Genomic DNA, 25667 nt, shown 5'->3' on the forward strand with positions numbered 1-25667 from the left:
TTAATAAATTTACTAATATCAAAGGTATAACTTACAAATTAAGGATGGTAATAAAAATTTAAGAAGTTTTGATAGACTTGCCTGTAGAGCCCGTTTTGTGTGGCTGTAATTCGTAAATCAAGTCAGGTTTTAACAAACTTTCTTCTTTTCTATGCGACACGTATAAAATGGCCGTGTTACTCTCAGAAGCTATTTTGTTTACCAATTTACAAAACAAGGCAGCATCGGTATCATCTAAACCATTTGTGGGCTCGTCTAAAATAAGCAATGGCGGATGCTTAACCATAGCCCTTGCGATGAGTACCAAACGTTGATGCCCCACAGATAAACTCAAAAAACTTTTATTTTTTAAATGGAACATGTTTAGCACTTTTAGCCATTGATGCGCCAAGGCAATTTGCCTTTCGTTTGGAATTTTATAGAGCCCGATTGAATCATAAAAACCGGAGATAATCATTTTTTCAATAGGCTGTAAACGCTCAAAACCCCGCAAGTATTCTGAGGAGAAATAACCTATTTTGCGTTTGATGTCCCATACACTTTCACCACTCCCTTTTTTAATACCAAACAAGGTAATGTCTTGGTTGTACGCTTTTGGATTATCGCCGGAAATAAGACTTAAAAGGGTGCTTTTTCCTGAACCGTTCGGACCTGTTAATTGCCAAAATTCGCTGGGTTTAATTTCCCAATTAATGTTTTTAACAATGGTACGCTCTCCATAGCTTACCGTAACATCTTTAAATTTAACCAAGGTCTTGAAATAATTGTCGTTTTGATGGTACGGTTTAGGTAAACTCAGTGAAAAATCTGTAGTATTATCGTCTGCTAAAATAGCTGCTTTTTTATATAAAACAGCACGGTTATTTTCCAGTTTATAAAGCTGATTTATAAAGGGTAGGATATCTTTTTTTCTGTTGGAAATTTGAATTACGGGAATACTCTGGCTTAAGCGGGTTAATGTTTTTTCAATATTTTTTTGCGCATTAGCGTCTAAATTACCAAAAACATTATCGACTAAAATATACTCCGGATTTTGTGAAATAAGGTGTTGTAACAATGCTTTTTTACGTTCACCTTCGGAAGAGTTCAATAAGCTGTTTTTTGTGCTCGTAACTACATTGAAATTACCGTGACGCACTTCTTCATCTATAAACCTATCCAAAGTTTTTTTTGAAAATATGACGCCTTTTAAAGATGAAAAATCGCCTATAAAATTCTCTGATACAATGCGCTTAATGAGGAGCTGCTTATCATCATTATTAGAAATATAAAACGCAATGTGGTTGTGCAAAAACGATATTTTTTTAGATTAGTTTTTCAAATTATTGGTATGAAATGCCACTAAACCGTCAATAGGTCTTCGTTCGAAATTACCCGTTCTGAAACCCATTTCCTCTGCTACTTCTTGAATTTCTTTCTTTGCGAAAAAAGCAATAGAGCCTGCAAAATGAACCGGGGCTGTTGCCAACTCGTCTTTATATTGCATAATCATATTGGTAGCAAACAAACGAATACCTTTTTTTATCAGCTGGATAATATAATCTGAGTCTTTATGCAAAAACATAAACTCTGCAAAACTCGCTAAATATGCATTGGGATTTGGCTGTTTGTACAGGTTGTATTTGATGTAATCATCTTCAACATTAAACTTGGTTTCAAAAGCAATTTTAACATTTTCGGGCATGTGGTTAAAATAGTAGTCTCTAATTAACTGGCGCCCGTAATAATTACCGGAAGCATCGTCCATAATAGAGTACCCAAGAGATTTAACACGTTTGTGTTCAATTTCCCCATCGTAATAACTACAGTTTGATCCAGTGCCTAAAATACACACAACAGCAGCTTCGTTTATACTATTAATGGTAGCGTAAACCGCAGCCATGGTGTCTTCATTTACTTCAACAGTGGCGTTTATAAATATCTCTTCTAAAACACCTGAAAGGAGTGCTTTTGGTTTTTCAGTTCCACAGCCTGCTCCATAAAAGAAAATATGTGTTACCTGCTCACTATTGGCTTTTAAATCTTCGTTTTTTTTAATTATTTTTTTTAGCTTCTTTTCTGGCAGTATTGCAGGATTTAAACCCTTAGTACGAATTTTTTCCAGCAATCTATTTCCGTTACTGTCTACCGCTATCCAATCAGACTTAGTAGAACCACTATCAACTATTAAAATCATAAGTTTAAAAGTAAAAAAACCCACAGAATTATAATGTTTTTACACGATAATTCTGCGGATTCAAGTTAATAATTATATTGAACCAATATGCTCTGCTAAATCTACTAATTTAGTTGAATATCCATATTCGTTATCGTACCAAGATACTAATTTAAAGAAATTATCATTTAAAGCAATACTTGCACCCGCATCAAATACACTGGTCATTGGCTCTGACACGAAATCTTGAGAAACCACAGCTTCTTCAGTGTAGCCCAAAATGCCTTTTAAATCATTTTCTGAAGCGCTTTTTAAAACTGCTTTAACTTCATCCCAGGTTGCCGATTTTTCTGTTCTAACCGTTAAATCTACAACAGATACATCTGGAGTTGGTACTCTAAATGCCATGCCCGTTAATTTACCGTTTAATTCAGGAATTACTTTTCCAACAGCTTTAGCAGCTCCAGTTGATGATGGTATAATGTTTGCCAAGGCACTTCTTCCGCCTCTCCAGTCTTTTTTAGATGGTCCGTCAACGGTTAATTGGGTTGCTGTTGTAGCGTGAACCGTCGTCATTAAGCCTTCTGCAATACCAAACTCATCATTAATTACTTTAGCTAAAGGCGCTAAACAATTTGTAGTACAAGATGCATTAGATACAATAGTATCAGCAGCTGTAATGTCTTTATGGTTTACACCCATTACAAACATTGGTGCATCGGCAGATGGTGCCGATATAGCTACTTTTTTAGCCCCAGCAGCAATGTGCTTTTGCGCACCGTCTAATTTTGTAAAAATACCGGTACAGTCTAAAATTACTTCTGCGCCAACTTCATCCCATTTTAAATCTTCCGGGTTACGCTCAGCCGTAATTCTTATTTCGTTACCGTTAACCACAAGGTTTCCGTTTTTTGTTTCAACAGTGCCATTAAATTTTCCGTGTACCGAATCAAATTTCAGTAAGTATGCTAAGTGCTCTACATCCAATAGGTCGTTAATACCTACTATTTCAATATTTGGTCTTTCAGCAGCTACTCTAAAAGCAATTCTACCAATTCTACCAAATCCGTTAATTCCAATTTTTAATTTTGACATAATCTTATTTATTAATGTTTAAGTGCTCATAATGTCTGAGACACGCAATAATTCTAAATTTATTTTTGTTTTTCCTTTTATGGCGTTTTCCAAATGCGTTAATTCCATTTTACCATTTTGTAAACCAACCATGTAATTCGATTTTCCTTCAAGTATCGACTCAACAGCCTTTACACCCATTCTGCTCGCTAAAACGCGATCGAAACACGATGGTGCGCCACCACGTTGCATGTGCCCAAGTACTGAAACCCTAACATCGTAACCTTCCATGTTTTCATCCACATAGTCCTTAAGTTCAAAAATGTTTTTACCTATTTTATCACCTTCAGCCACAATTACTATACTTGAAGATTTACCCGATTTTCGGCTTCGTTTTAAAGACTCAACCAATCTGTCTAATCCCAAATCTTCCTCTGGTATTAAAATCTCTTCGGCACCACCTGCAATTCCTGCATTTAAAGCGATATGTCCCACATCGCGCCCCATAACTTCAATAAAAAACAACCGGTTATGCGAACTTGCCGTATCGCGTATTTTATCAATAGCATCAACCACGGTGTTTAAAGCAGTATCGAACCCTAAAGTGTGTGTGGTTCCTACAATATCATTATCGATAGTTCCTGGAATTCCCATTACTGGGAAACCGAATTCTTTATTGAGAACCATGGCACCGGTAAAAGAGCCATCGCCTCCTACTACAACCAATCCTTCAATTCCTGCTTGGTTTAAATTATCAAAAGCTTTTTGTCTTCCTTCCTTAGTTCTAAAATCCTTGGAACGGGCAGTTTTTAAAATTGTTCCCCCCTTATTAATGATGCCTTTTACACTTCGGGCATCCATGAGTTTAAAATCGCCTTCAATCAAGCCTTCGAACCCACGGTAAATACCAGCACATTCTATGTTGTGATATGCACATGATCGAACCACAGACCTAATTGCCGCATTCATTCCTGGAGAATCTCCTCCTGATGTTAAAACACCTATTTTTTTTATCTTTTTTGGCATTTATTTTATAATTAAAAAGTAAAATTAGTAAACAAATACTATAATCTTATAACATATGTCATATTTTAACAAGAGCTGTTAAACTATAACGTTTTAGTTAATAAAAAAAACGTTTTTATAAAAATATATGCAACAAAAAGTTTAAAAAACTGTTAATTATCTTTTTTTGAGGATGATTTATGGGTGATATAACTTGGAGCCAAATTACTCTCGTCTTCTTTTACGGTTGTATCAGAAGTTTCTTTTTCCACATTATCTTCGTCGGGTTGTTTTTTGAAAAGACTGCGGATTAATTCCTTAAACGTATCAAAATCTACATTATAAGATAAACCAACACCTTGGGTGTAACCTATTTTTTCACCAAAATTACGAATGCTGTTTTCTCTGTTGAATACCTTTGCGGTTAATGTACCTTCTTCATTTAGCAGAAAATTTATCTCAACATCGCCAGCAATTACGGTTTCTGTCGCCCCACCAATAGGCACCCCCAACTTACCATTAATCAATACTTTATCGCTTATTTTTGTTTGAATGGAGGCACTAAACCTGTCGTCGGTTTTATAATCTGGTCGGTTTTCGCCAACTTCGTAGTTAAAGCCAAAATCGAACTTTCCGTTTTCACTTGAAAAAATACCATTAACAATGCCGTTAAGTCGTTCTGCAATGGTACCCGAGAAATTAAGGTCGTTTAATCCGCGCGAAAAAGAGCCGGTTGACAATAAATACAACGCTTGGTTTTGCCTGTCGTCAACAGATTCCAAGCGGTATTGCAATTCCGATTTTATGGTTGAACTTACGCTAGGAAACTCAAACTCAAACTCGGGTTGCGGCTGTTCTAAAGCGCCCGTTAGCGTAATTTTCAATTCTACCGGAATACTTCTATTAATGGGGTTGTCTAATAAAGGTGAAGGGTTTGCCTGGGTTTTATAAATGGCATCCATTCTAAGATTGGCATTTAGCGGTTCGCCATTCCAGTTGATTGAGCCACCGGGTTGAACCTCAAATTCCTTTTGTACCAAGCCCGCAAAAGCAAAATTATAAACCCCTTCAAATACGGAGAAATCGCCCCACATATTAAATTTTCCGTTGGTATTGATTTCTACTAAAAGCCCTCCAATTCCGCGCCCTTTTAGGGTATGCCCTGTGTTTTTATCGATAATGATTTCCACCTCGGCATCTTCAGTAATGTCCAAATCAAAATCCAACTCAAGACCTTTAATGTCTTCAAAAACAATATCTACGCCATTTTCTTTGGCTAATTTTTCTTCTTTGGTTATAAAATGAATGAAAGAATTATCTCCAAACGACTCCGTATCGTTTAGCGGTATTTTAAAAACCGTGCCCCTTTTGGTTTCGCCAATAACACTTATTACCAAAGCCTCGGTTGGCCCATTTATACGAGCGCTACCACCAACGAAACCTGTGCCATAGTACAGTGCTTCGTCGCTTTCTTTGGTATCTAAAACCAGTAATCTGTTGGTGTTAATATCTAAATTTAAACGCCATTTTGAGAGGTTAACATGACTTAAAGATCCATTTAATTGTCCAACAGAATTGTACTTTGTATCCGTTAATTGCAGGTTTTTAAAATTAAAACTTTGGTCTTTTAAGGTTACCAAAGCCTTATCGTTTAAATTATAATCGACATTTAAATACGGAATACCAAGTCCTGCATTATTCAGGGTGAGTTTGCCGTTAATATCTGGTCGTTTCAAATCGCCAACCACATTGGCTTCACCTGAAACAAGTCCCCTTATATTCGATAAAACATCTTGTAATAAAGGGTTTAATGGCTGTAGATTAAAATCATCGAAAGCTAAATTAACATCAATATTCGATTGTTTGCCAACAACCGTTATATCGCCCACAGCACTAAATGAATTGGTATAATCGTTTTTTATGGTAGCATCAATATTGTAGTTGGTTAAATCTTCGTTTCCTGTTATGGTAGCATCAAAGTCTCCCAAGAGGAAATTATTGACTTTAAAGTTATCTATTACTACCGTTGAATTTGGCAAATAGCTTCCGTTTTTTTGGAGAATATCCAATTTTCCATTTACGTTTCCGTCTAATGACAAGCTATCAATATCTGGGGTTATTTTGGCTAAATCGACATTTTTAAAATTCAGCTTTAAATCTTTTTGTGTGGAATCCTTTAAAAAGCCCGAAAGTTTAATTTGTTCATTTTCATGATTAATTTTAAGTCTATCAATATTAAAGGTCGTTAGTTTTTTATTGAACGAAATTTTATTAAATCTATCTTTATCTTCATTTATTAACCATTTGTTGTTTTTTATGGTAAAATCGGATTTTTTAAACCCGATTACCGACTCGTTTTCTTCATTAATGGTGTGATAAAAACTTAAATTGAATAAATCGTCATTTCGTTTTCCACCCTTAAACTCCGAGCGCATAAACAAGGTGTCGTTAACGGTTACATTTATTAAATTAAATTTTGAAACGTTATAGTATTCGGTGTTAATACTATCTACCTCCACATATGTGTTAAACAGCGGGTTGTTGTTATCTACTTGCAACTCTATATTGTTTGCGAAATGCTTAAACCATTTAATTTTTGGCGATTTAAAGGTAAGATTAAACGCTTCTTCTTCGCTCTCAACCCTACCGCGGACAAAGGTGTTTTTACCAAGTTGAATTTCCGGATAAAAAACCTCGATTATTTTATTGTAAATTTTAAAATTGAAATTTATACTTTGATTGGCAGCAACTTTATGCGGGATGTAATTGGTATAAATATGGCCTATGGAGTTTTCGAAAAGCTTTTTTATATCCTTTAGCACAAATTGCCCTTCTAGACTGCCCTCGATAATATCTGGTGAATTAATTTCAATAAACCGAGTGCCCTTATCAAATCGTGAGGATATGGCAAATTCATCAAAATAATAGGTGTCCTTTTGATTTTTATACGAGGTATTTTGAAACAATACCCTACCATAAGCATCATCATAATCACTCGCATTCATATTCATTTTTACTCTACTTTTAAAAATGGAAACACTGTCTTTTTTAACAAAGTTTAAGGCGTTTAAGTTGGCATAATCCACATTGGCTGTAAAATCGTATTTTTTCAAGTCTTCTGAAAAATCAACCAACCCGTTAAAATTTAATTGCAGGTTTCTGTCGTTAGCTATTAAATTTCCATCAAAAATTCTATTTTTTACGTTGCCCGCAATTTTAATTCTATTGTAATTGTAGTTGTTATACACTATTTGAAACACATCGCCATCAACCTGTGTGTCAATTGTTTCTGCAATAAAACCCGTGCCGTTAACATTTAGATTAAATGAGGTCAATCCAACATTTGGAGCTTCAATTAAAGTGCCCAAATCAAATTCTTCAAAAATAATTTTTCCTTTATAAGACGAATTATCGATATCGTTAATTTTAGTGATTTCTAAAGTTGAATTAACAAAACCCAATTCGGTATCAATTTTAACGTCGGCATTTATGGTTGATGCGGTAATTTGCGTTTGCCCTACTATTTTAAACCGACCCAATTTATCGAACGACGATGGAATAGCTTGTCCCAAAACATTGGGCAACAGTGCTGTTAAATCTTTATACGTAGAGCTTAAATTATTGAACCTACCGTTCATATAAAAATCGCCCGCGTCTTTACTAAATAAATTTTTGAAGCTTAAATCGCCATAAATTTTGGTATTTCGGCTCGTGTTCAATTTTAAATTTGAGGCTTTTAAATCGTTTAAGGTTCCCTTTAAATCAACACTAAACCGCGCATATTGGTTGTTACCAAACTCGTTATAAAAGGTGTTTAACTCGTTAAGCAAAACATTGGAGTCTTTAAAACTTGCGGTAACCAAAACCTTGTCTTCAAAAAACTGTAAGTCTTCTCGATTGTACGAAAATTTCAATTCACCTTTTAATTCTGAATTTGGTGTTTTTATTTTCAAATTTTCAAAGGTCATGTCGGTTAGTGTATAACTAAAATTAGTCATTAGGTTTTTAACCACAACGCCTCTACTGTCTTTAAACCCTAGGGTATTAATTCTGGCACTAACATCGCTTCCGTTAATTAAAAAATTGGTGGCGTTAATGTTTAAATCTTCAAAATCCAAGCGTTTTGAGGTTTCCCTATTTTCATCCGATAATTTAAAATGTCCGTTATAAATCGATACATCGCTAGAAGACAATAAAAAATCGCCACTTTTCTCTTGAGTGTCCTTTCCTTCCAACTTAGCCACAAAAACATCCAAATTGGTATCGGTTGTGCCTTCGTAAGTTTTAATGTTAAAAACCAAATCGATAATATCAATATCGCCAAAAACCAATTTACCGTTGTAGAGATTTTTAAAACTTAAAATGGAGGTGTTTAGCTCGGCAATGCTAATAAGCGTGTCTTGTTTGTAGTCTTCAATATAGATGCTTTTTAACTCGACATCGCCATTAAACTGCAAGCCCACTTTATGAATATTTATATGGGTGCCAAATTCATTATTTAGTTTTTTGGTGGCATGTTTACCTAAACTTGTTTGAACAAAGGGAATAGAAAGCACCAACACCAAAATGATGAAAAGCAGCAGAATGATACCTGCTATTTTTGATAGTATTTTTAAAATTTTTTTGATGCTCTTAAAGTTACGATTTAATTAAGAATAAACTACTTTTGTACTTACGATTATTTACACACAGCCAGATGTTTTATGCAAAACTATACTGGCAACATTTAAGTCTCGATTATCGAGTCAAAATTAACAATTATTGTGCCTAATTTTTATTAATGTCTTCACAAAATATTTATATTCTAGGAATTGAGTCTTCATGCGACGATACAGCGGCTTCCGTAATACACAACGGCAAAATTTTAAGCAATGTTGTGGCGAACCAAAAAATACACGAAGAGTTTGGTGGTGTGGTACCAGAATTGGCCTCGCGAGCGCACCAACAAAACATTGTTCCAGTGGTGCACCAAGCTTTAAAAAAAGCGAACATTACTAAAGAACAGCTCAACGCAGTAGCATTTACGCGCGGCCCGGGGTTAATGGGCTCGCTATTGGTGGGCACATCGTTTGCGAAGTCGTTGGCTTATGGCTTAAACATTCCGTTAATTGATGTAAACCACATGCAAGCGCATATTTTAGCGCATTTTATAGATGAAGAAGGTTTTAAAAAACCACCGTTTCCGTTTTTAGCGATGACTATTTCTGGCGGACACACCCAAATTGTGAAAGTTGAAGATTATTTTAAAATGACCGTTATTGGTGAAACCATCGACGATGCCGTTGGGGAAGCCTTTGATAAAAGTGGCAAAATTTTAGGCTTGGGTTATCCTGCGGGACCGGAAATTGACAAACGTGCAAAATTGGGGAATCCGAAAGCCTTTCAATTCACCAAACCAAAAGTTGATGGATTGAATTTTAGTTTTTCGGGTTTTAAAACAGCTATTTTGTATTTTATCCAACGGGAAGTAAAAGCGAATCCTAATTTTATCGAAGAAAACTTAAACGATATTTGCGCCTCTATTCAGTACACGATTATTGGTATTTTAATTGATAAATTAAAACTCGCATCGAAACAAACCGGTATAAAACACATTGCTATTGGCGGTGGAGTTTCGGCAAATTCTGGGATACGTCAAGCATTAAAAAATGGCGAACAAAAATTTGGATGGACAACTTATGTGCCCAAATTTGAATTCACAACCGATAATGCGGCAATGATTGCCATTGTAGGCTATTTAAAATATTTAGAAGGTGATTTTGCTGAACAGGATGTGATGGCTTCGGCGCGATTGAAGATTTAGGTTTTGCCACAATACCGGTTGTTATCGGGATCATGAATGATTTATAGATGAAACTTAATAAACCTCATATTTATTTTTGGATAACTGCATTAGTAGTTTTTATTAATTCATTATTTAATTACGATTCTAACAATGATTTAGATATAAACATACATGATACCTATTATATAATAGCTACTTTCCATTTAGAAGTGTTAATTACAATTGGACTTTCTTTTATTGGATTAATATACTTCATAAGTTCAAAGCTTAAAATTCCTTTAATAAAATTATTAACTATTATACATACAGTAATAACAATTGGGTGCTTCCCTGTTTATTTTATAGGATTATTTTATTTTAGTTTAACCAAACCCAACACAAATTTCCCATTATTTGATGATGACTCAAATCTAATTGCTTTTATAACGGTCATTTTTATTGTATTCATTTTAGTCCAAATTGTTTTCATTTTGAATCTAATTATTTCAGCTACAAAACATCTCATATCCAATCATAAATCTTAGTATCTTAGCTTTATGCAACTCTTCTACAATCCAGACATTTCAGAAAGCACCACACAATTCACTTTTACAAAAGAAGAAAGCAAACACATTGTAAAGGTGTTACGCAAAAATGTTGGCGATACCTTGCATATTACAAATGGCAACGGTTGGCTGTTTACGGCCGAAATTACCATACCCAATATCAATAAATGCGTTGCCAATGTTGTTTCTAAAGCCAAACAGCCCAAACGCCATTACCATTTACATTTGGCCGTGGCACCAACAAAAATGAACGATCGCTACGAATGGTTTTTAGAAAAAGCCACCGAAATTGGCATTGATAGCATCACGCCAATTTTTTGCGACCACAGCGAACGAAAGGTTATAAAACCCGAGCGTTACGAAAAGATTTTGCAATCGGCCATGAAACAATCTTTAAGCTGCTATTTGCCAAAACTTAATGAAGCCATTTCATTTAAAGACTTTATAAAACAAGAATTTAAAGGCGATTTATTTATTGCGCATTGCGAAGAAACCGATAGAAAATCGTTAAAAACGCAACTAAAACCAAATCAACACACTACCATTTTAATTGGTCCCGAAGGCGATTTTTCCGTTAAAGAAATAAAAATGGCGCTTGCCAATAATTTTATTCCCGTAACTTTGGGTGACACAAGATTGCGCACGGAAACGGCTGCCATTGTAGCCTGCCATTCCGTAGCATTTATAAATGAAGCCCATAATGGGCAGTAATGTATTTACAACATGAAGCTATTTTTTTCACTTTTCTTTGCTCTCTTTTCTTTGCTCTCATTTAGTCAAGATTTAGCTATTTTAAAATACAATGGCGGTGGCGATTGGTACGGTAACCCAACGGCATTGCCCAATCTCATTCAGTTTTGTAACGCCAATATAAACACCAAAATAAACCCAAAACCGCAAACCGTTGAAGTGGGAAGCTCCGATATATTTCAGTATCCATTTTTACACATGACCGGACATGGCAATGTGTTTTTTAGCGAAACCGATGCCGAAAACCTTCGCAATTATTTAATCTCTGGCGGTTTTTTGCATATCGATGATAATTACGGCATGCAACCTTACATCACCAAAGAATTAAAAAAAGTATTTCCAAATCAGGAATTAGTGGAATTACCAGTAAACCATAAACTGTTTAATATCGTTTATAAATTTCCAAAAGGTTTACCTAAAATACATGAACACGACGGCAAACGTCCGCAAGCTTTCGGTATATTTCACGAAGACCGATTGGTTTTATTATTCACTTACGAAAGCGATTTAGGCGATGGTTGGGAAGATGCCGAAGTACACAACGACCCCGCAGATGTTAGAGAAAAAGCACTAAAAATGGGCGCTAATATTATTAAATATGCTTTTGAGAATTAAACCATTAATACACGCATAATATTGAAAGGAATTGTTCTTATGATAGTTGAATTCTTTTTTGAAAACCAAAAAGTAGAAAGCACATTTAAAGATCTTCTTAAATTGCTTTTGAAAATTTTGATTTTCTTTATTGTATTAGCAATTATTCTTTGGACTCTTTTAAGAAAACATTAGTGTCCCGATATCTTTCGGCTTCATGGCATATCAACTAAACCACAAAAAACTTAATAAATTAACAGAACGTGCAACTCACCCATTACAATACCAATTTCAAAAAACAAAAATTTCCAATCATATTGGTTTGCGACAATGTAACCAATGCACTAAATATTGGAAGTTTATTTAGAATCGCTGATGCTTTTGGAGTAGAGAAATTAATCCTTTGTGGCGAAAACATTCAGCTTGGGCGCAAAATGGCAAAAACCTCGAGAGCTACCGAGAAAGTGGTAAATTATGAGATTACCAAATCTGCTTCAACAATAGTTGAACGTTTAAAAAACGAAAAATATCAAATCATTTCCTTAGAAATTACAAACACAAGTAAACCCATCCACCGCTTTAATTTTTCAAATAAAAAACCAATCGCATTGATTATTGGCGACGAGAATTTTGGGGTTTCCGAAGCTATTTTAAATAGGTCTGATGCTTTAATCCACATTGATATGTTCGGACAAAACAGCAGCATGAATGTGGTTCAAGCCACCAATATTGCTTTGTATGAAATAACCAAACAGTTATTGTAAAAATCTTCTAACTTCAGTTTTCGTGCTTCCAACTTCAATGATTATATTTACTAAATGAAATCCAACACTATAGCAAACGGTATTTTAAAAGCCATCGCCATTTTACTTGGCATCACCTTATTATTATACTTTTTATACAAAATACAATCCGTTATAATTTATGTGGCCATTGCCGCCGTTATCTCGCTAATTGGCAGACCTATTGTTATGTTTCTTCGCCGCAAATTAAAGTTTAAAAACACCATTGCCGTTATTGTAACCATGGTATTTTTAGTTGGATTGTTTGTGGGTTTGGTAAGTTTATTTATTCCTTTAATTATTGAACAAGGCCATAATTTATCACTTTTAAATATCGAGCAATTACAAGGAAAAGTAGAAGATTTGTACAGAGAAATAATTGCCTATTTTGAATTGAATCAAATCGATATCGAGCAATCCATAAAAAACTCCAACCTTTTAACAGAATTGGATTATTCAATAATTCCCAATTTTTTAAATGCCGTGGTTAGCGGATTGGGCAGTTTTAGTATTGGATTATTTTCGGTATTGTTCATTTCCTTTTTCTTTTTAAAAGACAGTAAATTGTTTGAAAACGGCATTCTGACTTTTATACCCGACAATAAAGAATTGCGGTGGCGGAACTCTTCAACAAAAATAAAAGACTTGCTTTCAAGATATTTTGTCGGACTCATTTTTCAAATCCTAATTCTGTTTGTCATTTATACCATTGGGCTTTTAATCATTGGGGTCGAAAACGCTATTGTTATTGCATTTTTATGTGCATTGCTTAATTTAATACCATACGTTGGCCCTTTAATTGGCGGCTTATTAATGATTACATTAACCATGACCAGCAACCTTGGCGAATCGTTTAGCGCAGTTATCTTACCAAAAACAATTTGGGTACTTGTCGTGTTTTTAATAGGCCAATTGGTCGATAATTTTGGCAGCCAACCCATTATATTTTCAAAAAGTGTCAAATCGCACCCTCTTGAAATATTTTTGGTTATTTTAATTACGGGCATTCTTTTTGGCGTTATTGGTTTAATTATTGCGGTGCCAGCTTATACGGCTATTAAAGTGATTTTAAAGGAGTTTTTATCTGAAAATAAGATTGTTAAAAAACTCACTAAAGGTTTATAGTTTCTGTTGAATCCTTCTATTTTAAATACTGAAATCCAAGAGTTTATAAATGAAAATTTACAGGCTGATGTTTCAAAATTACTATTAAAAGGAACAGCGTTTGATGCGGTTGAAACCAAAGACATCATCGAGCAAATTGAAGCTAAAAAACGCTCCGAAAAAAAATTGCCAACATGGTTCAATACCACAAATATTTATTATCCAAATAAGCTGAATATTGAGCAAACTTCTTCAGAAATTACGGCGAATTACAAATCTAAATTAATTAAAGGCGAATCGATAATTGATTTAACTGGTGGCTTCGGCGTGGATTGTTACTACTTTTCAAAACATTTTAAAACCGTTGTACTTTGCGAGATAAATGATCAGCTTTCAGAAATCGTAAAACACAATTACACACAATTACATGCTCGTAATATTTCAACCCAAAATGTTAATGGAATTACATATTTAAAAACTTCAAAAAAAACCTTCGATTGGATTTATATCGACCCTTCAAGACGCCACGACAGTAAAGGCAAAGTATTCTTTTTAAACGACTGTTTGCCCAATATTCCCGAACATCTCGATTTGCTTTTTAGGCATTCAAAAAACATATTGATTAAAACATCGCCACTACTCGATATTTCGGTTGGCATAAATGAATTGAGGCTTGTAAAAACCATTCACGTTGTCGCTGTAAATAACGAAGTAAAAGAATTGCTTTGGATTTTGGAACGCGGTTATTCTGAAGCAATTTCAATAGAAACGGTAAATATAAAAAAAGATAAAAATGCGCATTTTAGTTTTTTGTTGGAAGAAGAAAAACATACGCCATCCAATTACCATAAACCGCTCACCTATTTGTACGAGCCCAATGCTGCTATATTAAAATCGGGTGGATTCCATTCCATTTCCCATCAATTAAAATTATTTAAACTGCATCAGCATTCACATTTATACACCAGCCAACAGCTTGTGGATTTCCCCGGAAGATGTTTTAAAATTGAAAAACTATTGCCTTTCAACAAAAAGGCGTTAAAAAAAGAAGCCATAAAAAAAGCCAATATCACCACCCGGAATTTTCCCGAAACGGTTCAACAAATTAGAAAAAAATTCAGCATTAAAGACGGGGGAAATCTGTACTTGTTTTTTACAACGGATATTGATGGAAATAAAATTGTTATTATAAGTACAAAAGCCAATTAAATAGCTTAAAACATTTGCTACTCAATGCATTTTAGTTTTTCGATAAAAAACGTTCTGTAATCAATGTCCGATACTAATTTAGTGCTTTTTGTACCTTTAAAATAAATGGATTTTATAGCAGATTGCTCTAATTTTTGCATTTGCGAATTAGTTATTCTGCCTTTAAAATTAAAGTTTTCGCAATCAATATTCCACGAATGGAAAAGCGTTATACTTTGGTTGTTTTCAAGTTGAATTTTTACCGAAGATCTGTTACTTGTTAAATAACTGGCACATCCCAAGTTTGCTGAAAGATTTAAAAAAACATTTACCTTGTTGCCCTGTCTGTACAATTCTACGGTTAAGTTTTTATTGAGCTTATAAAGTTCTGTTCGGATTAATTGTTCTTTGTAAAACTCATCGTATTCATTAATAAGGTAGTTACAGGTATTTCGCGATTCAGATTTTTCCAATCGAAGCTTGTGTGTTTCTTTTACTTTAGCGATAGAGTCCAAAAGCCTTTTGGCCTTTTCTTCGGCCTGCTTTAACAATAAAGCTTCTGTGGCCAAACGTTGTTCTTCGGACACCTTGGCTTTAGCGATGGAATCCCGCTGTCTTTTAGCTTTTTCCTCTGCCTGTTTAAGCTGAAATTCTTGAGCCGCCAATCGTTGTTTTTCCGTCTCTTGAATTTTCGCTAGGCTATCTTTTACCCTCAAAGCTCGCAATGCTGCCTTTTTGCGTTGAAATTCTTCCTCTGCCAAGCGTTGCTTTTCGGCTGCTTTAACTTTAGCGACGGAATCACGCTCGCGTTGTGCCTTTTCCTCAGCTTGTTTGCGCAATAAAGCTTCTGCTGCCAATCGTTGCTTTTCAGCTTCTTTGGCTTGGTCGATGGAGTCTTTTATCCTCAACGCTCGCAATGCTGCCTTTTTGCGTTGGAACTCCTCCTCTGCCAAGCGTTGCTTTTCTGCCGCTTTAACTTTAGCGACGGAATCACGCTCGCGTTGTGCCTTTTCCTCAGCTTGTTTGCGCAATAAAGCTTCTGCTGCCAATCGTTGCTTTTCAGCTTCTTTGGCTTGGTCGATGGAGTCTTTTATCCTCACCGCTCGCAATGCTGCCTTTTTGCGTTGGAACTCCTCCTCTGCCAAGCGTTGCTTTTCTGCCGCTTTAACTTTAGCGATGGAATCACGCTCACGTTGTGCCTTTTCCTCAGCTTGTTTGCGTAATAAAGCCTCTGCTGCCAATCGTTGCTTTTCAGCTTCTTTGGCTTTAGCGATGGAGTCTTTTATCCTCAAAGCTTTCAATGCTGCCTTTTTGCGTTGGAACTCCTGCTCTGCCAAACGTTGCTTTTCGGCTGCTTTAGCTTTAGCAATGGAATCACGCTCACGTTGTGCCTTTTCCTCAGTTTGTTTGCGCAATAGAGCCTCTGTGGCCAACCGTTGTTTTTCAGCCTCTTTGGCTTTGGCGATGGAATCACGTTCGCGTTGTGCCTTTTCCTCAGCTTGTTTACGTAACAAGGCTTCCGCGGCCAACCGTTGCTTTTCAGCTTCTTTGGCTTTAGCGATGGAATCACGCTTTCGCAGTGCTTTTTCCTCAGCTTGTTTACGTAACAAGGCTTCCGCAGCCAATCGTTGCTTTTCAGCTTCTTTGGCTTTAGCGATGGAATCACGTTTTCGCTGTGCTTTTTCCTCGGCTTGTTTACGTAACAAGGCTTCTGCGGCCAATCGTTGCCTTTCTAACTCTTTGACTTTGGCGATGGAGTCTCGTTTTCGCTGTGCTATTTTTTCAGCTATTTTTGCTTTGACAATGGAATCTTGTCTTCGTTTCTCCTTTTCCTCGGGACTGTTGTATATTATTTCTTGTAAACGCTTCTTTCTATTTTCTCTTTCTTCGATGAGTTTTTTTCGTGCCTTTTCCTGAAAATCATAGTACAAATCCATCATTTCGTCATTAATTAACAGAAAATCAGAACTTAAAATCCCAACCCATTCTTTATAGGATACTTTGTAATTATCTTTTCCTAAGTAACCAATTACAATACAGTTTTCACCTTTTTTAAATTCTGTTAAAGGTTTTGAAGATTCACTTAAACCATCATACAACGTACCATTTTCACTGAATTTCGTAGCGATATTAGCCTCTTGTGAGAAGATGCTTTGAGTTAGTAAAATGCAGATAAGTAGGCAGAGGTTTTTCATAATATATTAATGCTAAACTAATAAATATTATAACCAATTAGGCAAATAATTTTAAATTTCAAAGTAATTCCTTAAAACAAAAAAGCTCCACTAAAAAATAGTGAAGTTTTAAGTGAGCCCTAAAAGGTTTTTAATATATTCCACACCATCCATCAGAATTACAAAACACTTGTGATTCAGAAGTGAGAACCTTCTTATTTCAAGTGGTGTACAAAGCCATTTCCAAACTTGTTGTTGACCTCTGAAGTTAAAGCTATAAAAAACTATTTAGCACACCCAGATTATATGTTCTGGTCCAAACCTTCACTTCAATATATTTAAAAGGTGTCCGGAATTACTACATTAATTGTTGCGAAAGCACTTTTTACAATAACTGTAAGCTACTTGGGTTTAAGAGTAATCGCGATAAACGCAAACTTAATGGTCTCAATCCCAAACGAATCTCAAAACCTAACATATTGTGGTGTGCAGAGGTTACGATTTTTAAAACCAACGATGGCACAAAACATTATATCCATATTTTAATGGATCACTTCTCTAAAATGAATTTAGGGTACAGTATCGAAAAAAGCAGTTATGGTAAAGCCATTAGAAGTCTTATTAAAAATGCTTTGGTTTTTGCGCCGGAAAAACAACCAAAAAGTTTAAGCATTATTTGCGTCCACAGGAAACCGGTAACAAAACCAATGTACGTTGGGTAAAGGTTTCATCAAATAATTTATCCTTAAAAGCGTCGAGCAACGTCCTGTTAAATACCTGTTTGGCCTTTTGATATGAATGAAATCGATTTTGAAATCGGAGATGATAGCGAATCAGTTTCAGGTTTGGTTCCAGTAACCTCAAAGCACGGAGCGGATATTAAATTTGGCGAAACCATACAATGGAACATCGATTAATTACAGATGGACTTGGGCAGCAATACGTCTTGGGGGTTCTTGTTGCACCCAGAATATATCATTCCTACAGGCAAAAGCTACTCGCACTCGTTTAGCATAGTACCTTATGAATGACTATTGGCAATTTTAATATATGAGCGGCTTAAAATAAAAATGTCTTGAAACACATTTATTAATTGTTGTTTAGAAAATCGGAAAAAAGTTTGTTTATCGACAATAAATGCTATACAGTTATACTAGGTTGATTTGGATATAATTGCTTAAATTTATAATCAAATCAAATTCATTTTGAGCCGTGAAACCCATTTTAGCGCTGATATTGCTTTTTTTAAGTATGTCCCTATTTGGACAGAACCGCTACAATATCGATTCGCTTAATCAAGTTTATAGAACAGCTGCCAACGATACGGTTAAGATAAAAACCCTGCAATGGATTTTTGATAATTATCTATACAGTAACCCGGATTCTACCCAGTTCTGTTACAGGGAAATGTTTAAAATAGGAAAAAAAAGCAAGTGGGATTATGCTTATTACAATGCCTATTTGCATAAAGCCACACATTACTGGAGTGTTTCCAAAATGGATAGCGTTATACTTGCCATGGAAGGCGCGCTAAAGCATGCCATAATTTTAAAAGACGATTCGAAAACAAGTAATTGTTACGTAAGATTGGCTATGGCGCAATCCCATTTAGGCAATTATTCCGTTGCAAAAGAACTCACGTACAAAGCCCTGGAAATCGCTAAGAGAAATAACGATTGGGAAGGATTGTACTTCTCTTACTATCGTTTAGGAAACACCTTTTATTATGAAAACGACTTTGACAATGCTTTACAGAATTATCTAAAGGTCGATTCCATTTTTCAACACCACGAACGTAAAGAACCTGCTCTTGCCGCCTCATTATCAAACATCGGTCAAATTTACATGGAACTCGGTAATTTTGATAAGTCTGAAGAATACTTTCTTAGAAGCAAGGAACAATATAGATTGATGAACAGACGCGAAGGCGAGGTGTACATTAAATTCAACATGGGCAAATTGGAGTTCAATAAAGGAAACTACCAAAATTGCATAGATTCATTGATACCCGTACTAAACTATTACTCAAATGTCCAAAACACAGATGAAGTCAGTGATATATCGGGATGGATTGGCGCATCGTATCTTAAACTAAAAAACTATCCAAACGCTAAGAAATATTATGAAAAAAGCGTAAATCTAGCAAATCAGTCCAATAGTAAAATGCAGCTTGCAAATGGATTGGTAGGGCTCGCTGAAGTAGCAAAACACTATGGCAATCCCAACAGGGCCATAATGCTTTTAAAACGCGCTTTGGAAATCTATGATGAGATGAACATTTCTTACAACAAATCTCAAATCTTAAAGAACTTATCCACTGCACATCTAGAAAAAAAAGATTATAGAAAAGCGTTAGAATATTTAGAAGCATTTCAATCGTTAAAAGATAGCATCACAAAGGCTGAAAATGCGAAAAACGTACATGAACTTGAGGCCAAGTACGAGAACGAAAAAAAAACAAAAGAAATCGCTTTGCTAACCTCACAAAACCAATTGGTAGCCCAGCAAAAAAAGAATCAACGAAATTTGTTTTTGGGAGGCCTCTGCCTAACATCGTTAGTCGGGGTTTTCTTTTTTATTTTGTACCGAAACCGACAAAAAACCAATAAAAAACTAAAGGAAATAGATGTCTTAAAATCTAATTTTTTCGCTAATATTTCGCATGAATTCCGTACACCGTTAACACTAATTTCAGCACCGCTTGAAAAAAAATTGGAATCAGAAAAACTAAACAACACCGACCGTACCGATTTCGAGATGATGCAGCGCAATTCCAAAAGGTTGCTTAATTTGGTAGACCAACTGTTGGACCTTTCAAAATTAGAATCCGGCCATTTAAAACTTCGGGTTTCCCGGGGCGATTTAACGGTTCTTTTAAAATCTATTGCGTCATCATTTGTGCACTTAGCCAAAAGCAAAAAAATTGAATACACCGTTAAAGTTGAAACCACCAAAAATGCTTGGTTCGATAAAAACCTAATCGAAAAAACGGTAATCAATTTACTGTCCAATGCCTTTAAATACACACCAGAAAACGGCGTCGTAAATTTCAAATCGACCATAAAAAATAGTAAACTGGAAATACTGGTAGAAAACAGCAGCCCAACATTTTCCAATGAAAAAATAGACAAAATCTTCAATCGGTTTTATCAAGCCGATGAAAATGCCGATGGTATTGGCATTGGCCTGTCCTTGGTTAAAGAGCTGGTTACATTAGCCCATGGCACCATACATGTTGAAATTACAAAAACCGATACCGTGTTGTTTAAAGTTATATTGCCCATATCAGAAAAGGCCTTTTACAAAAACGAACTTGTCCCAGTACACAAAACCGGATCAACTCTGCAAGAATACAAACAACCAGTACCATCCTCAACAAAAACCAAACAAGCAACTAATGACATGCTGGATGAAGATGCACCCATCCTTCTCATTGTAGAAGATAATGCCGATGTAAACGCATTTATAAAAAACTCGTTTTCAAACACCTTTCAGGTTTTAGAAGCCGAAAACGGAAAAATAGGCATAGAAAAAGCCATAGAATTTGTGCCCGATATTATTATATCGGACATTATGATGCCTGTAACCGATGGTCTGGAATTATGCAAACAGTTAAAATTAGACGAACGCACCTGCCACATCCCCATAATATTATTAACGGCCAAAGCTGGTGAAGAAAGTCAATATAAAGGTATGGAAACCGGCGCCGATGATTATATTACCAAGCCATTTAAAATAAAAATGGTCGAAACCCGGGTGCAAAATTTAATAGCTTCAAGAAAGCTGCTTCGCAACCGTTATAGCCAAGAAGTGGTGCTTAAACCAAAAGATATTGCAATAACCAATTTAGACGAGCAATTTTTGGAAAAGGTACAACAGGTACTTGATGAAAAATTAACGGAACCGTCCTTTAGCGTAGAAAAATTCAGTGCAGCCGTGGGCATGAGCCGTATGCAATTACACCGAAAGTTAAAAGCGCTAACAGATTTATCGGCCTCGGAATTCATTCGTTCCCAGCGCTTAAAATTGGCCGCATCATTACTTCAAAAAAGCGATGCCAATATTTCTGAAATTGGATACACCGTTGGTTTTAACGACCATGCCTATTTTAGTAAATGTTTTAAAGAAGCTTATGGCTGCTCCCCTTCAGAGTACATCTCAAAATAATCACACCCCACCCTTTCAAAACACTGATTTTCAGTGTAATGTTACATTTATTATAGACTTTGATACATGCCTTATAGCCACTAAACAATCTTGTTTTTAGCTTTGAATTTATTACCGACCGCGTAATCTTCATTCAATTTATTATGAAGAAAAAAAAGTATGAGGGCACTATTAAAAAATGGCCTACCAATAAGATTTTCCTAAACATCAATCATTTAGGAAAAGGGAAATACAAATTGAAGATCATCCACAAAAACAAGATTATAAAAACAACTTATTTCATTAAAGAATAAAATTATGAAAACACTTAAAAAAATTGGTATATCCGTATTAATAATTATACTGAACACTATTGCGGTACAAGCACAAATAACCAAGCCAAAGGTAAAGCCAAAGATTACCGCCCCAGTAAATTTACCCACGGCCTTCGATAAGATTATGTACAACCTAAACAACGGCGTTTGCTACGAGATTGCTTTGGTATCCTTGCAGTTAAACGCGAAGAACAGCCAGCACACATCGTTTGGTACAGAGGCCCGGTACGGACTGGGCAACCTTACCAACAATAGCCGAAATGAGCTGAAATCTGTTTTTCCGCTTGATATAGGCATCAAACAAACCGCGGCCCAAAACACGTTACAAACCACGGTAAGACTCAAAAAAACAGGAAAAACCGTAACCCTCGATATTCGAAACCGGCAGTATTATCACCTTATTTACAAAGTGAAAATCGTAAAAAAGAAGAACGGATACTGGCTTATTGCAGAAAGAAACGCATTGAGCGAAACCGTATTGTTCACCTTCGCCATTTACCGAACGGCATGCTTAATTTAAAAGAAAATATTATGAAAACGAAACAGGTAACGATAGCTTGGCTATTCATTTTTTTGCTTTGCGCACCAACGGCACATGCTCAGATTTTGAAGAAACTAAAAAAAAGAGCCGAAGAAGCCGCAAAAGAAACCGTACTGCAAAAGGTAGAAGAAAAAGCTGCCGAGGAAACCGGCCGGATTATGGATACGATTCTCGATGCAGATAAAAAAATAAAGAAGAAGAAGAAGAAAAAAAGAAAGAGCGCCACCAAAAATGGCCAAGACCCAATGGATGAAGATGAAACGCCCCAAGGGGACACCTTGGATTCCGAACTAACGATCTATTCTAAATTCGACTTTGTTCCCGGCAACAAGCAGGTGTTTTTCGATGAATTTTCATCTGATTATGTCGGCGATTTTCCCAGCAAATGGAATACCAATGGAAGTGGCGAGGTGGTTGGCACAAGCAGTGGTACCGAAAAGTGGCTCGAGATGAAGCCCGGGTACGGCACCTATTATATACCCAAGCTGCCCGAGTTGCCCGAAGCGTTTACCATCGAGTTCGACCTCATGGCCACGGGGCTAGATAATAAAACGGCCTCCACTACGGTGCTCAAGATAATCCTATCGGACGATACGGGCTTTAAGCTGGGCAACTATGCTTACGCCCAAATATCGTTCTGCCAATATGCTGCCGTAGGGCTGTGGGTACGTAACAGCTCCAAAGAAATCAACAATCAGGTTAAAGCAGATATCCGGGAAGCACTTCTAAACCGACCACACATCTCGGTGGCGGTAAACAAGCAGCGCTTGCGCCTTTGGGTAAACCAGCAAAAAGTGGTCGATATCCCCAGTTTGCTGCCTCCCATCAGCAGATCCTACGGGCTCAAGTTCGAACTTAACAATTTCAAGGCCGGTAAGGAACAGCTATTCATTACCAATCTAAAGCTAGCTGAGGGCGGACAAGACTTAAGGAGCAAACTAATTGCCGAAGGCCGGGTATCGACCAACGCTATTTTGTTCAAATCGGGTTCGGCCACTTTACAGCCAAAGTCAATGGGCATCATTCGACAGATTTCACAAGTACTGAAACAAGAAAGCGATCTTAATTTAAATATCGTGGGGCATACCGATGCCGACGGTAATGATGCCAAAAATCTAGCCCTTTCAAAACAACGGGCTGAGGCCGTGAAAAACACATTGGTATCCATCTATGGCATAGATTCGGCCCGATTGGATACTGAAGGCAAGGGCGAAACCGAGCCTGTGGCCGATAACAGTACTACTGAAGGCAAAGCACAGAACCGTCGCGTGGAGTTTATTAAAGTATAGTAACCATAAAAAAATAGAAATTATGAAAATTCTAATATTTATAATAATACTGTCTATTACCTTTCATGGCCATTCGCAGTACAAGCTAAAAAATAAGGTTGCCAAAAAAAAATTGGCTTCTACTACGCTTGTAAACAAATCATTGCCTTTAAAAAGCGTCAAAGAGAAAACATTGAAACGAGGGCAGAAATTTTCCGATATCCCATTAGTGAATTTTCCAGAGAAAAAACTAAAATTACGTGCATCAAAGAGTTGGAGAATTACCCCACAAAGACCAAGTATTCCGGGGCTAAGCTTTGAATTTGATGGCACTTACAGTAGAGAAAGTTTCTCCCTTGGTGCACGGCATATCCATACAGCAGCAACATCTTCTGGTTATCTGTATCGCACCTATTCCGGATTTATCAAATATACAACACAAAGAGGAGGCGAGTATCGTATGAAAATTTCTTTGGTAAACGACAATTTTCCTGGGGATATTTTTGAACCTGAACGGTACATGCTAATTCAATTGGGCGACAGGGAAATTCGGACAAGTTTGAATGACGTTAGAAACAGAGAGGTTAATATAGCTTTTAGCACACAAAATGCCGGTATCATTCGCATAGGAATTTCAGGTGTAAACCCAGATCGCGAAAAACCAAGCCATTTGTCTGTTTCAGCTATTCAGATAGACAAGATTTAAATAGGAAAAACGAAAACACTTTAGGCTGGATTGACATTGTCATTGAAGTAGAATTTATAAAAAACACGAACAGCTTCGTGGTTGGCTCTCAATAAATACTGATGCCAAAACGTAGTATTACCATAAATCCAACTAATAAAAGTTAAAAACATGAAATCATGAAAACAATTATTTCACTATTCAAAAAAGAGACCTTGTGGCTGTTACTTACTGTAACATGCTTCTTGGGAACAACACACGGCAAAGCACAAATAAACTGTACCCTTGTTGAAAGCTATGGAAATGCAAGTAAGGCCGAAATAATTCAAGACATCAATAATATAGTGGCTGGGCAAGTTTGGGATGTAGGTGCAACCAATCTAAAAAAGCTCGAAATAAAAGAAGTAAAGAATATTTCTTTTAAGGGCTGTAGGGTTACCCTGGAATTGAAGGTAAAACTGAAACGCAAAGTGCGACGCAATGCCAAAGGCACCATAATAGTAAGCGGCACCGTGTACGATGCCCAATTTTACGGCAATAAGCACATTAAGATTAAGAACGCCAGTGTTGATAAGGTAAGGCTTAGCAAAACTTTACGCTTGGGCGAAAGATTTTATAAATGGGTAGCCAACAAGGTTTTTCCTAGCAACCATGAATTTCCTATCTAATTATTCTGTTATCAAAATAAAAAAACCATGAAAATTACAGTTTTTAAAAAGAAATTAGCAATAACGTCCCTATTGGCCTTGTTTATGCTAAGTGGCCAAGCCCAGATCAGGCAAAACAAAAAAATTTCAAGCAAGGCGGCTATTTCGGCCAATGCCAACACTCTTTCAAAAGTAAAAATAGAATCCTTAAAGGCTTCCCAATTCAATAAGAACATACAATTGGAAAAGCTTTTGAAACTGGATATTTCTGAAAAAGATTTAAAGGCAAGATCGAACAAAAGTGTAAAAATTTCTCCATCAAAGCCATTTGTGCCGGGTTTGGATATCTCTTTCCACGGAAGGTACAGCAAGGACTATTTCAGGTTATTGCCCAAATCGGCCACAGGATTAGAGCCACTGGCACAACTAATCGTGTCTGATGAAGTTTACAATCAGATATTTCTTTTTAGCGCAGATATAACGTGTAACGTTCGAAGGGGAAAGGAATATCGGGTAATAATAAAAACAAACCTCGAGCGTGATGGTATTGTAGTGGTACATATGGGCCATACCAGTTATTATATTGAAGCTTTAAAAGCTGAAAACGAACTGGCCTTCGTTTTTTGGTCCCAACAAGCCGGATATATGACCTTGAGTATTTCCCCTTTGTTGGAAAGCACTTATAAGCCGTATAAAATTCACTCTTTACCAATAAAATCCATTCGAGTCGATGAAATTTAAGGCTCAAAATAAAATTTAGAGACTATGAAAACAAAATTGTCAAGAACATTTTTCCTTGTCCTTCTTGTAGGTTTCGGGATGCAAATTAGCCACGCACAACTCAACCAAAAAGAAAACAGGCTTGCAATAAACTGATTTTTAGTTCATT

General features: G+C 36.2%; 21 protein-coding genes. 15 read left to right on the forward strand and 6 right to left on the reverse strand.

The features are described from left to right. Positions 1-58 precede the first annotated feature (58 nt). From RNZ46_RS16055 to RNZ46_RS16075, 5 genes are all read right to left on the reverse strand, one after another. Complete coding sequence (locus RNZ46_RS16055) at positions 59-1291, reverse strand: ATP-binding cassette domain-containing protein (RefSeq protein ID WP_316983188.1); 1233 nt, start codon at positions 1289-1291, stop codon at positions 59-61. An 18-nt stretch (positions 1292-1309) separates the two neighbouring features. Continuing rightward, positions 1310-2176, reverse strand: a complete 867-nt coding sequence (locus tag RNZ46_RS16060) for a BadF/BadG/BcrA/BcrD ATPase family protein (protein WP_311938653.1) — start codon at positions 2174-2176, stop codon at positions 1310-1312. Positions 2177-2248: 72 nt separating this feature from the next. Next, positions 2249-3250: a type I glyceraldehyde-3-phosphate dehydrogenase gene (gene gap / locus RNZ46_RS16065; protein ID WP_316983189.1), complete on the reverse strand. Its 1002-nt coding sequence runs from the start codon at positions 3248-3250 to the stop codon at positions 2249-2251. A gap of 18 nt (positions 3251-3268) precedes the next feature. Further along, complete coding sequence (pfkA, locus tag RNZ46_RS16070) at positions 3269-4255, reverse strand: 6-phosphofructokinase (protein WP_316983190.1); 987 nt, start codon at positions 4253-4255, stop codon at positions 3269-3271. Between the two features lie 152 nt (positions 4256-4407). Then, on the reverse strand, positions 4408-8790 hold the full coding sequence (locus tag RNZ46_RS16075; RefSeq protein ID WP_316983191.1) for a translocation/assembly module TamB domain-containing protein: 4383 nt from the start codon (positions 8788-8790) through the stop codon (positions 4408-4410). Between the two features lie 224 nt (positions 8791-9014). Here RNZ46_RS16075 and tsaD point away from each other — a divergent pair, with 224 nt between their 5' ends. The 6 genes from tsaD to RNZ46_RS16105 all read left to right on the forward strand — a co-directional run bounded on the left by tsaD (position 9015) and on the right by RNZ46_RS16105 (position 15003). Further along, entirely contained in the window at positions 9015-10037 is a 1023-nt protein-coding gene (tsaD, locus tag RNZ46_RS16080; RefSeq protein WP_316983192.1) for a tRNA (adenosine(37)-N6)-threonylcarbamoyltransferase complex transferase subunit TsaD, read from the forward strand. A gap of 518 nt (positions 10038-10555) precedes the next feature. After that, on the forward strand, positions 10556-11275 hold the full coding sequence (locus RNZ46_RS16085; protein WP_316983193.1) for a 16S rRNA (uracil(1498)-N(3))-methyltransferase: 720 nt from the start codon (positions 10556-10558) through the stop codon (positions 11273-11275). A gap of 12 nt (positions 11276-11287) precedes the next feature. Then, complete coding sequence (locus RNZ46_RS16090; RefSeq protein ID WP_316983194.1) at positions 11288-11929, forward strand: DUF4159 domain-containing protein; 642 nt, start codon at positions 11288-11290, stop codon at positions 11927-11929. Positions 11930-12171: 242 nt separating this feature from the next. Further along, on the forward strand, positions 12172-12672 hold the full coding sequence (locus RNZ46_RS16095; RefSeq protein WP_316983195.1) for a TrmH family RNA methyltransferase: 501 nt from the start codon (positions 12172-12174) through the stop codon (positions 12670-12672). 54 nt (positions 12673-12726) lie between these two features. Further along, positions 12727-13815, forward strand: coding sequence for an AI-2E family transporter (locus RNZ46_RS16100; protein ID WP_316983196.1), 1089 nt, complete (start codon positions 12727-12729; stop codon positions 13813-13815). A gap of 6 nt (positions 13816-13821) precedes the next feature. After that, on the forward strand, positions 13822-15003 hold the full coding sequence (locus RNZ46_RS16105; protein WP_316983197.1) for a THUMP-like domain-containing protein: 1182 nt from the start codon (positions 13822-13824) through the stop codon (positions 15001-15003). Positions 15004-15020: 17 nt separating this feature from the next. Here RNZ46_RS16105 and RNZ46_RS16110 read toward each other — a convergent pair whose 3' ends face one another. Further along, positions 15021-17177, reverse strand: coding sequence for a hypothetical protein (locus RNZ46_RS16110; protein WP_316983198.1), 2157 nt, complete (start codon positions 17175-17177; stop codon positions 15021-15023). 458 nt (positions 17178-17635) lie between these two features. On the opposite strand from RNZ46_RS16110, the gene RNZ46_RS16115 reads away from it, so the two are divergent. The 9 genes from RNZ46_RS16115 (at position 17636) to RNZ46_RS16155 (ending at position 25519) form a co-directional block, all read left to right on the forward strand. Further along, positions 17636-17878, forward strand: coding sequence for a hypothetical protein (locus RNZ46_RS16115; RefSeq protein WP_316985012.1), 243 nt, complete (start codon positions 17636-17638; stop codon positions 17876-17878). Continuing rightward, entirely contained in the window at positions 17833-17949 is a 117-nt protein-coding gene (locus RNZ46_RS16120; RefSeq protein ID WP_316983199.1) for a beta-galactosidase small subunit-related protein, read from the forward strand. The genes RNZ46_RS16115 and RNZ46_RS16120 overlap by 46 nt, the downstream gene beginning before the upstream one ends. A 1-nt stretch (position 17950) precedes the next feature. Beyond that, entirely contained in the window at positions 17951-18073 is a 123-nt protein-coding gene (locus RNZ46_RS16125) for a hypothetical protein (RefSeq protein ID WP_316983200.1), read from the forward strand. A gap of 295 nt (positions 18074-18368) precedes the next feature. Continuing rightward, positions 18369-21323 (forward strand): tetratricopeptide repeat protein, encoded by a 2955-nt coding sequence (locus tag RNZ46_RS16130; RefSeq protein WP_316983201.1) that lies wholly within the window; start codon positions 18369-18371, stop codon positions 21321-21323. A gap of 297 nt (positions 21324-21620) precedes the next feature. Next, entirely contained in the window at positions 21621-22157 is a 537-nt protein-coding gene (locus tag RNZ46_RS16135; protein ID WP_316983202.1) for a hypothetical protein, read from the forward strand. A gap of 11 nt (positions 22158-22168) precedes the next feature. Continuing rightward, the gene (locus RNZ46_RS16140; RefSeq protein WP_316983203.1) at positions 22169-23467 is read left to right on the forward strand and encodes an OmpA family protein; all 1299 of its coding nucleotides are present in this window, start codon (positions 22169-22171) and stop codon (positions 23465-23467) included. A 22-nt stretch (positions 23468-23489) separates the two neighbouring features. Then, positions 23490-24152 carry a hypothetical protein gene (locus RNZ46_RS16145; RefSeq protein ID WP_316983204.1) on the forward strand — a complete coding sequence of 221 codons (663 nt, stop codon included), beginning with the start codon at positions 23490-23492 and terminating at the stop codon, positions 24150-24152. 158 nt (positions 24153-24310) lie between these two features. After that, positions 24311-24799, forward strand: coding sequence for a hypothetical protein (locus RNZ46_RS16150; RefSeq protein WP_316983205.1), 489 nt, complete (start codon positions 24311-24313; stop codon positions 24797-24799). Positions 24800-24826: 27 nt separating this feature from the next. Then, the gene (locus RNZ46_RS16155) at positions 24827-25519 is read left to right on the forward strand and encodes a hypothetical protein (RefSeq protein WP_316983206.1); all 693 of its coding nucleotides are present in this window, start codon (positions 24827-24829) and stop codon (positions 25517-25519) included. Positions 25520-25667 lie beyond the last annotated feature (148 nt).

The organism is Hwangdonia lutea, from assembly GCF_032814565.1.
Taxonomy (GTDB): domain Bacteria; phylum Bacteroidota; class Bacteroidia; order Flavobacteriales; family Flavobacteriaceae; genus Hwangdonia; species Hwangdonia lutea.

Bases quoted from the DNA above. Each gene is read 5' to 3' on its own strand.
- RNZ46_RS16060 (WP_311938653.1), bottom strand. From the start codon at position 2,176: ATGATTTTAATAGTTGATAGTGGTTCTACTAAGTCTGATTGGATAGCG.
- gap (WP_316983189.1), bottom strand. From the start codon at position 3,250: ATGTCAAAATTAAAAATTGGAATTAACGGATTTGGTAGAATTGGTAGA.
- pfkA (WP_316983190.1), bottom strand. From the start codon at position 4,255: ATGCCAAAAAAGATAAAAAAAATAGGTGTTTTAACATCAGGAGGAGAT.
- tsaD (WP_316983192.1), top strand. From the start codon at position 9,015: ATGTCTTCACAAAATATTTATATTCTAGGAATTGAGTCTTCATGCGAC.
- RNZ46_RS16085 (WP_316983193.1), top strand. From the start codon at position 10,556: ATGCAACTCTTCTACAATCCAGACATTTCAGAAAGCACCACACAATTC.
- RNZ46_RS16090 (WP_316983194.1), top strand. From the start codon at position 11,288: ATGAAGCTATTTTTTTCACTTTTCTTTGCTCTCTTTTCTTTGCTCTCA.
- RNZ46_RS16100 (WP_316983196.1), top strand. From the start codon at position 12,727: ATGAAATCCAACACTATAGCAAACGGTATTTTAAAAGCCATCGCCATT.
- RNZ46_RS16110 (WP_316983198.1), bottom strand. From the start codon at position 17,177: ATGAAAAACCTCTGCCTACTTATCTGCATTTTACTAACTCAAAGCATC.
- RNZ46_RS16125 (WP_316983200.1), top strand. From the start codon at position 17,951: ATGAATGAAATCGATTTTGAAATCGGAGATGATAGCGAATCAGTTTCA.
- RNZ46_RS16135 (WP_316983202.1), top strand. From the start codon at position 21,621: ATGAAAACACTTAAAAAAATTGGTATATCCGTATTAATAATTATACTG.
- RNZ46_RS16140 (WP_316983203.1), top strand. From the start codon at position 22,169: ATGAAAACGAAACAGGTAACGATAGCTTGGCTATTCATTTTTTTGCTT.
- RNZ46_RS16145 (WP_316983204.1), top strand. From the start codon at position 23,490: ATGAAAATTCTAATATTTATAATAATACTGTCTATTACCTTTCATGGC.
- RNZ46_RS16150 (WP_316983205.1), top strand. From the start codon at position 24,311: ATGAAAACAATTATTTCACTATTCAAAAAAGAGACCTTGTGGCTGTTA.
- RNZ46_RS16155 (WP_316983206.1), top strand. From the start codon at position 24,827: ATGAAAATTACAGTTTTTAAAAAGAAATTAGCAATAACGTCCCTATTG.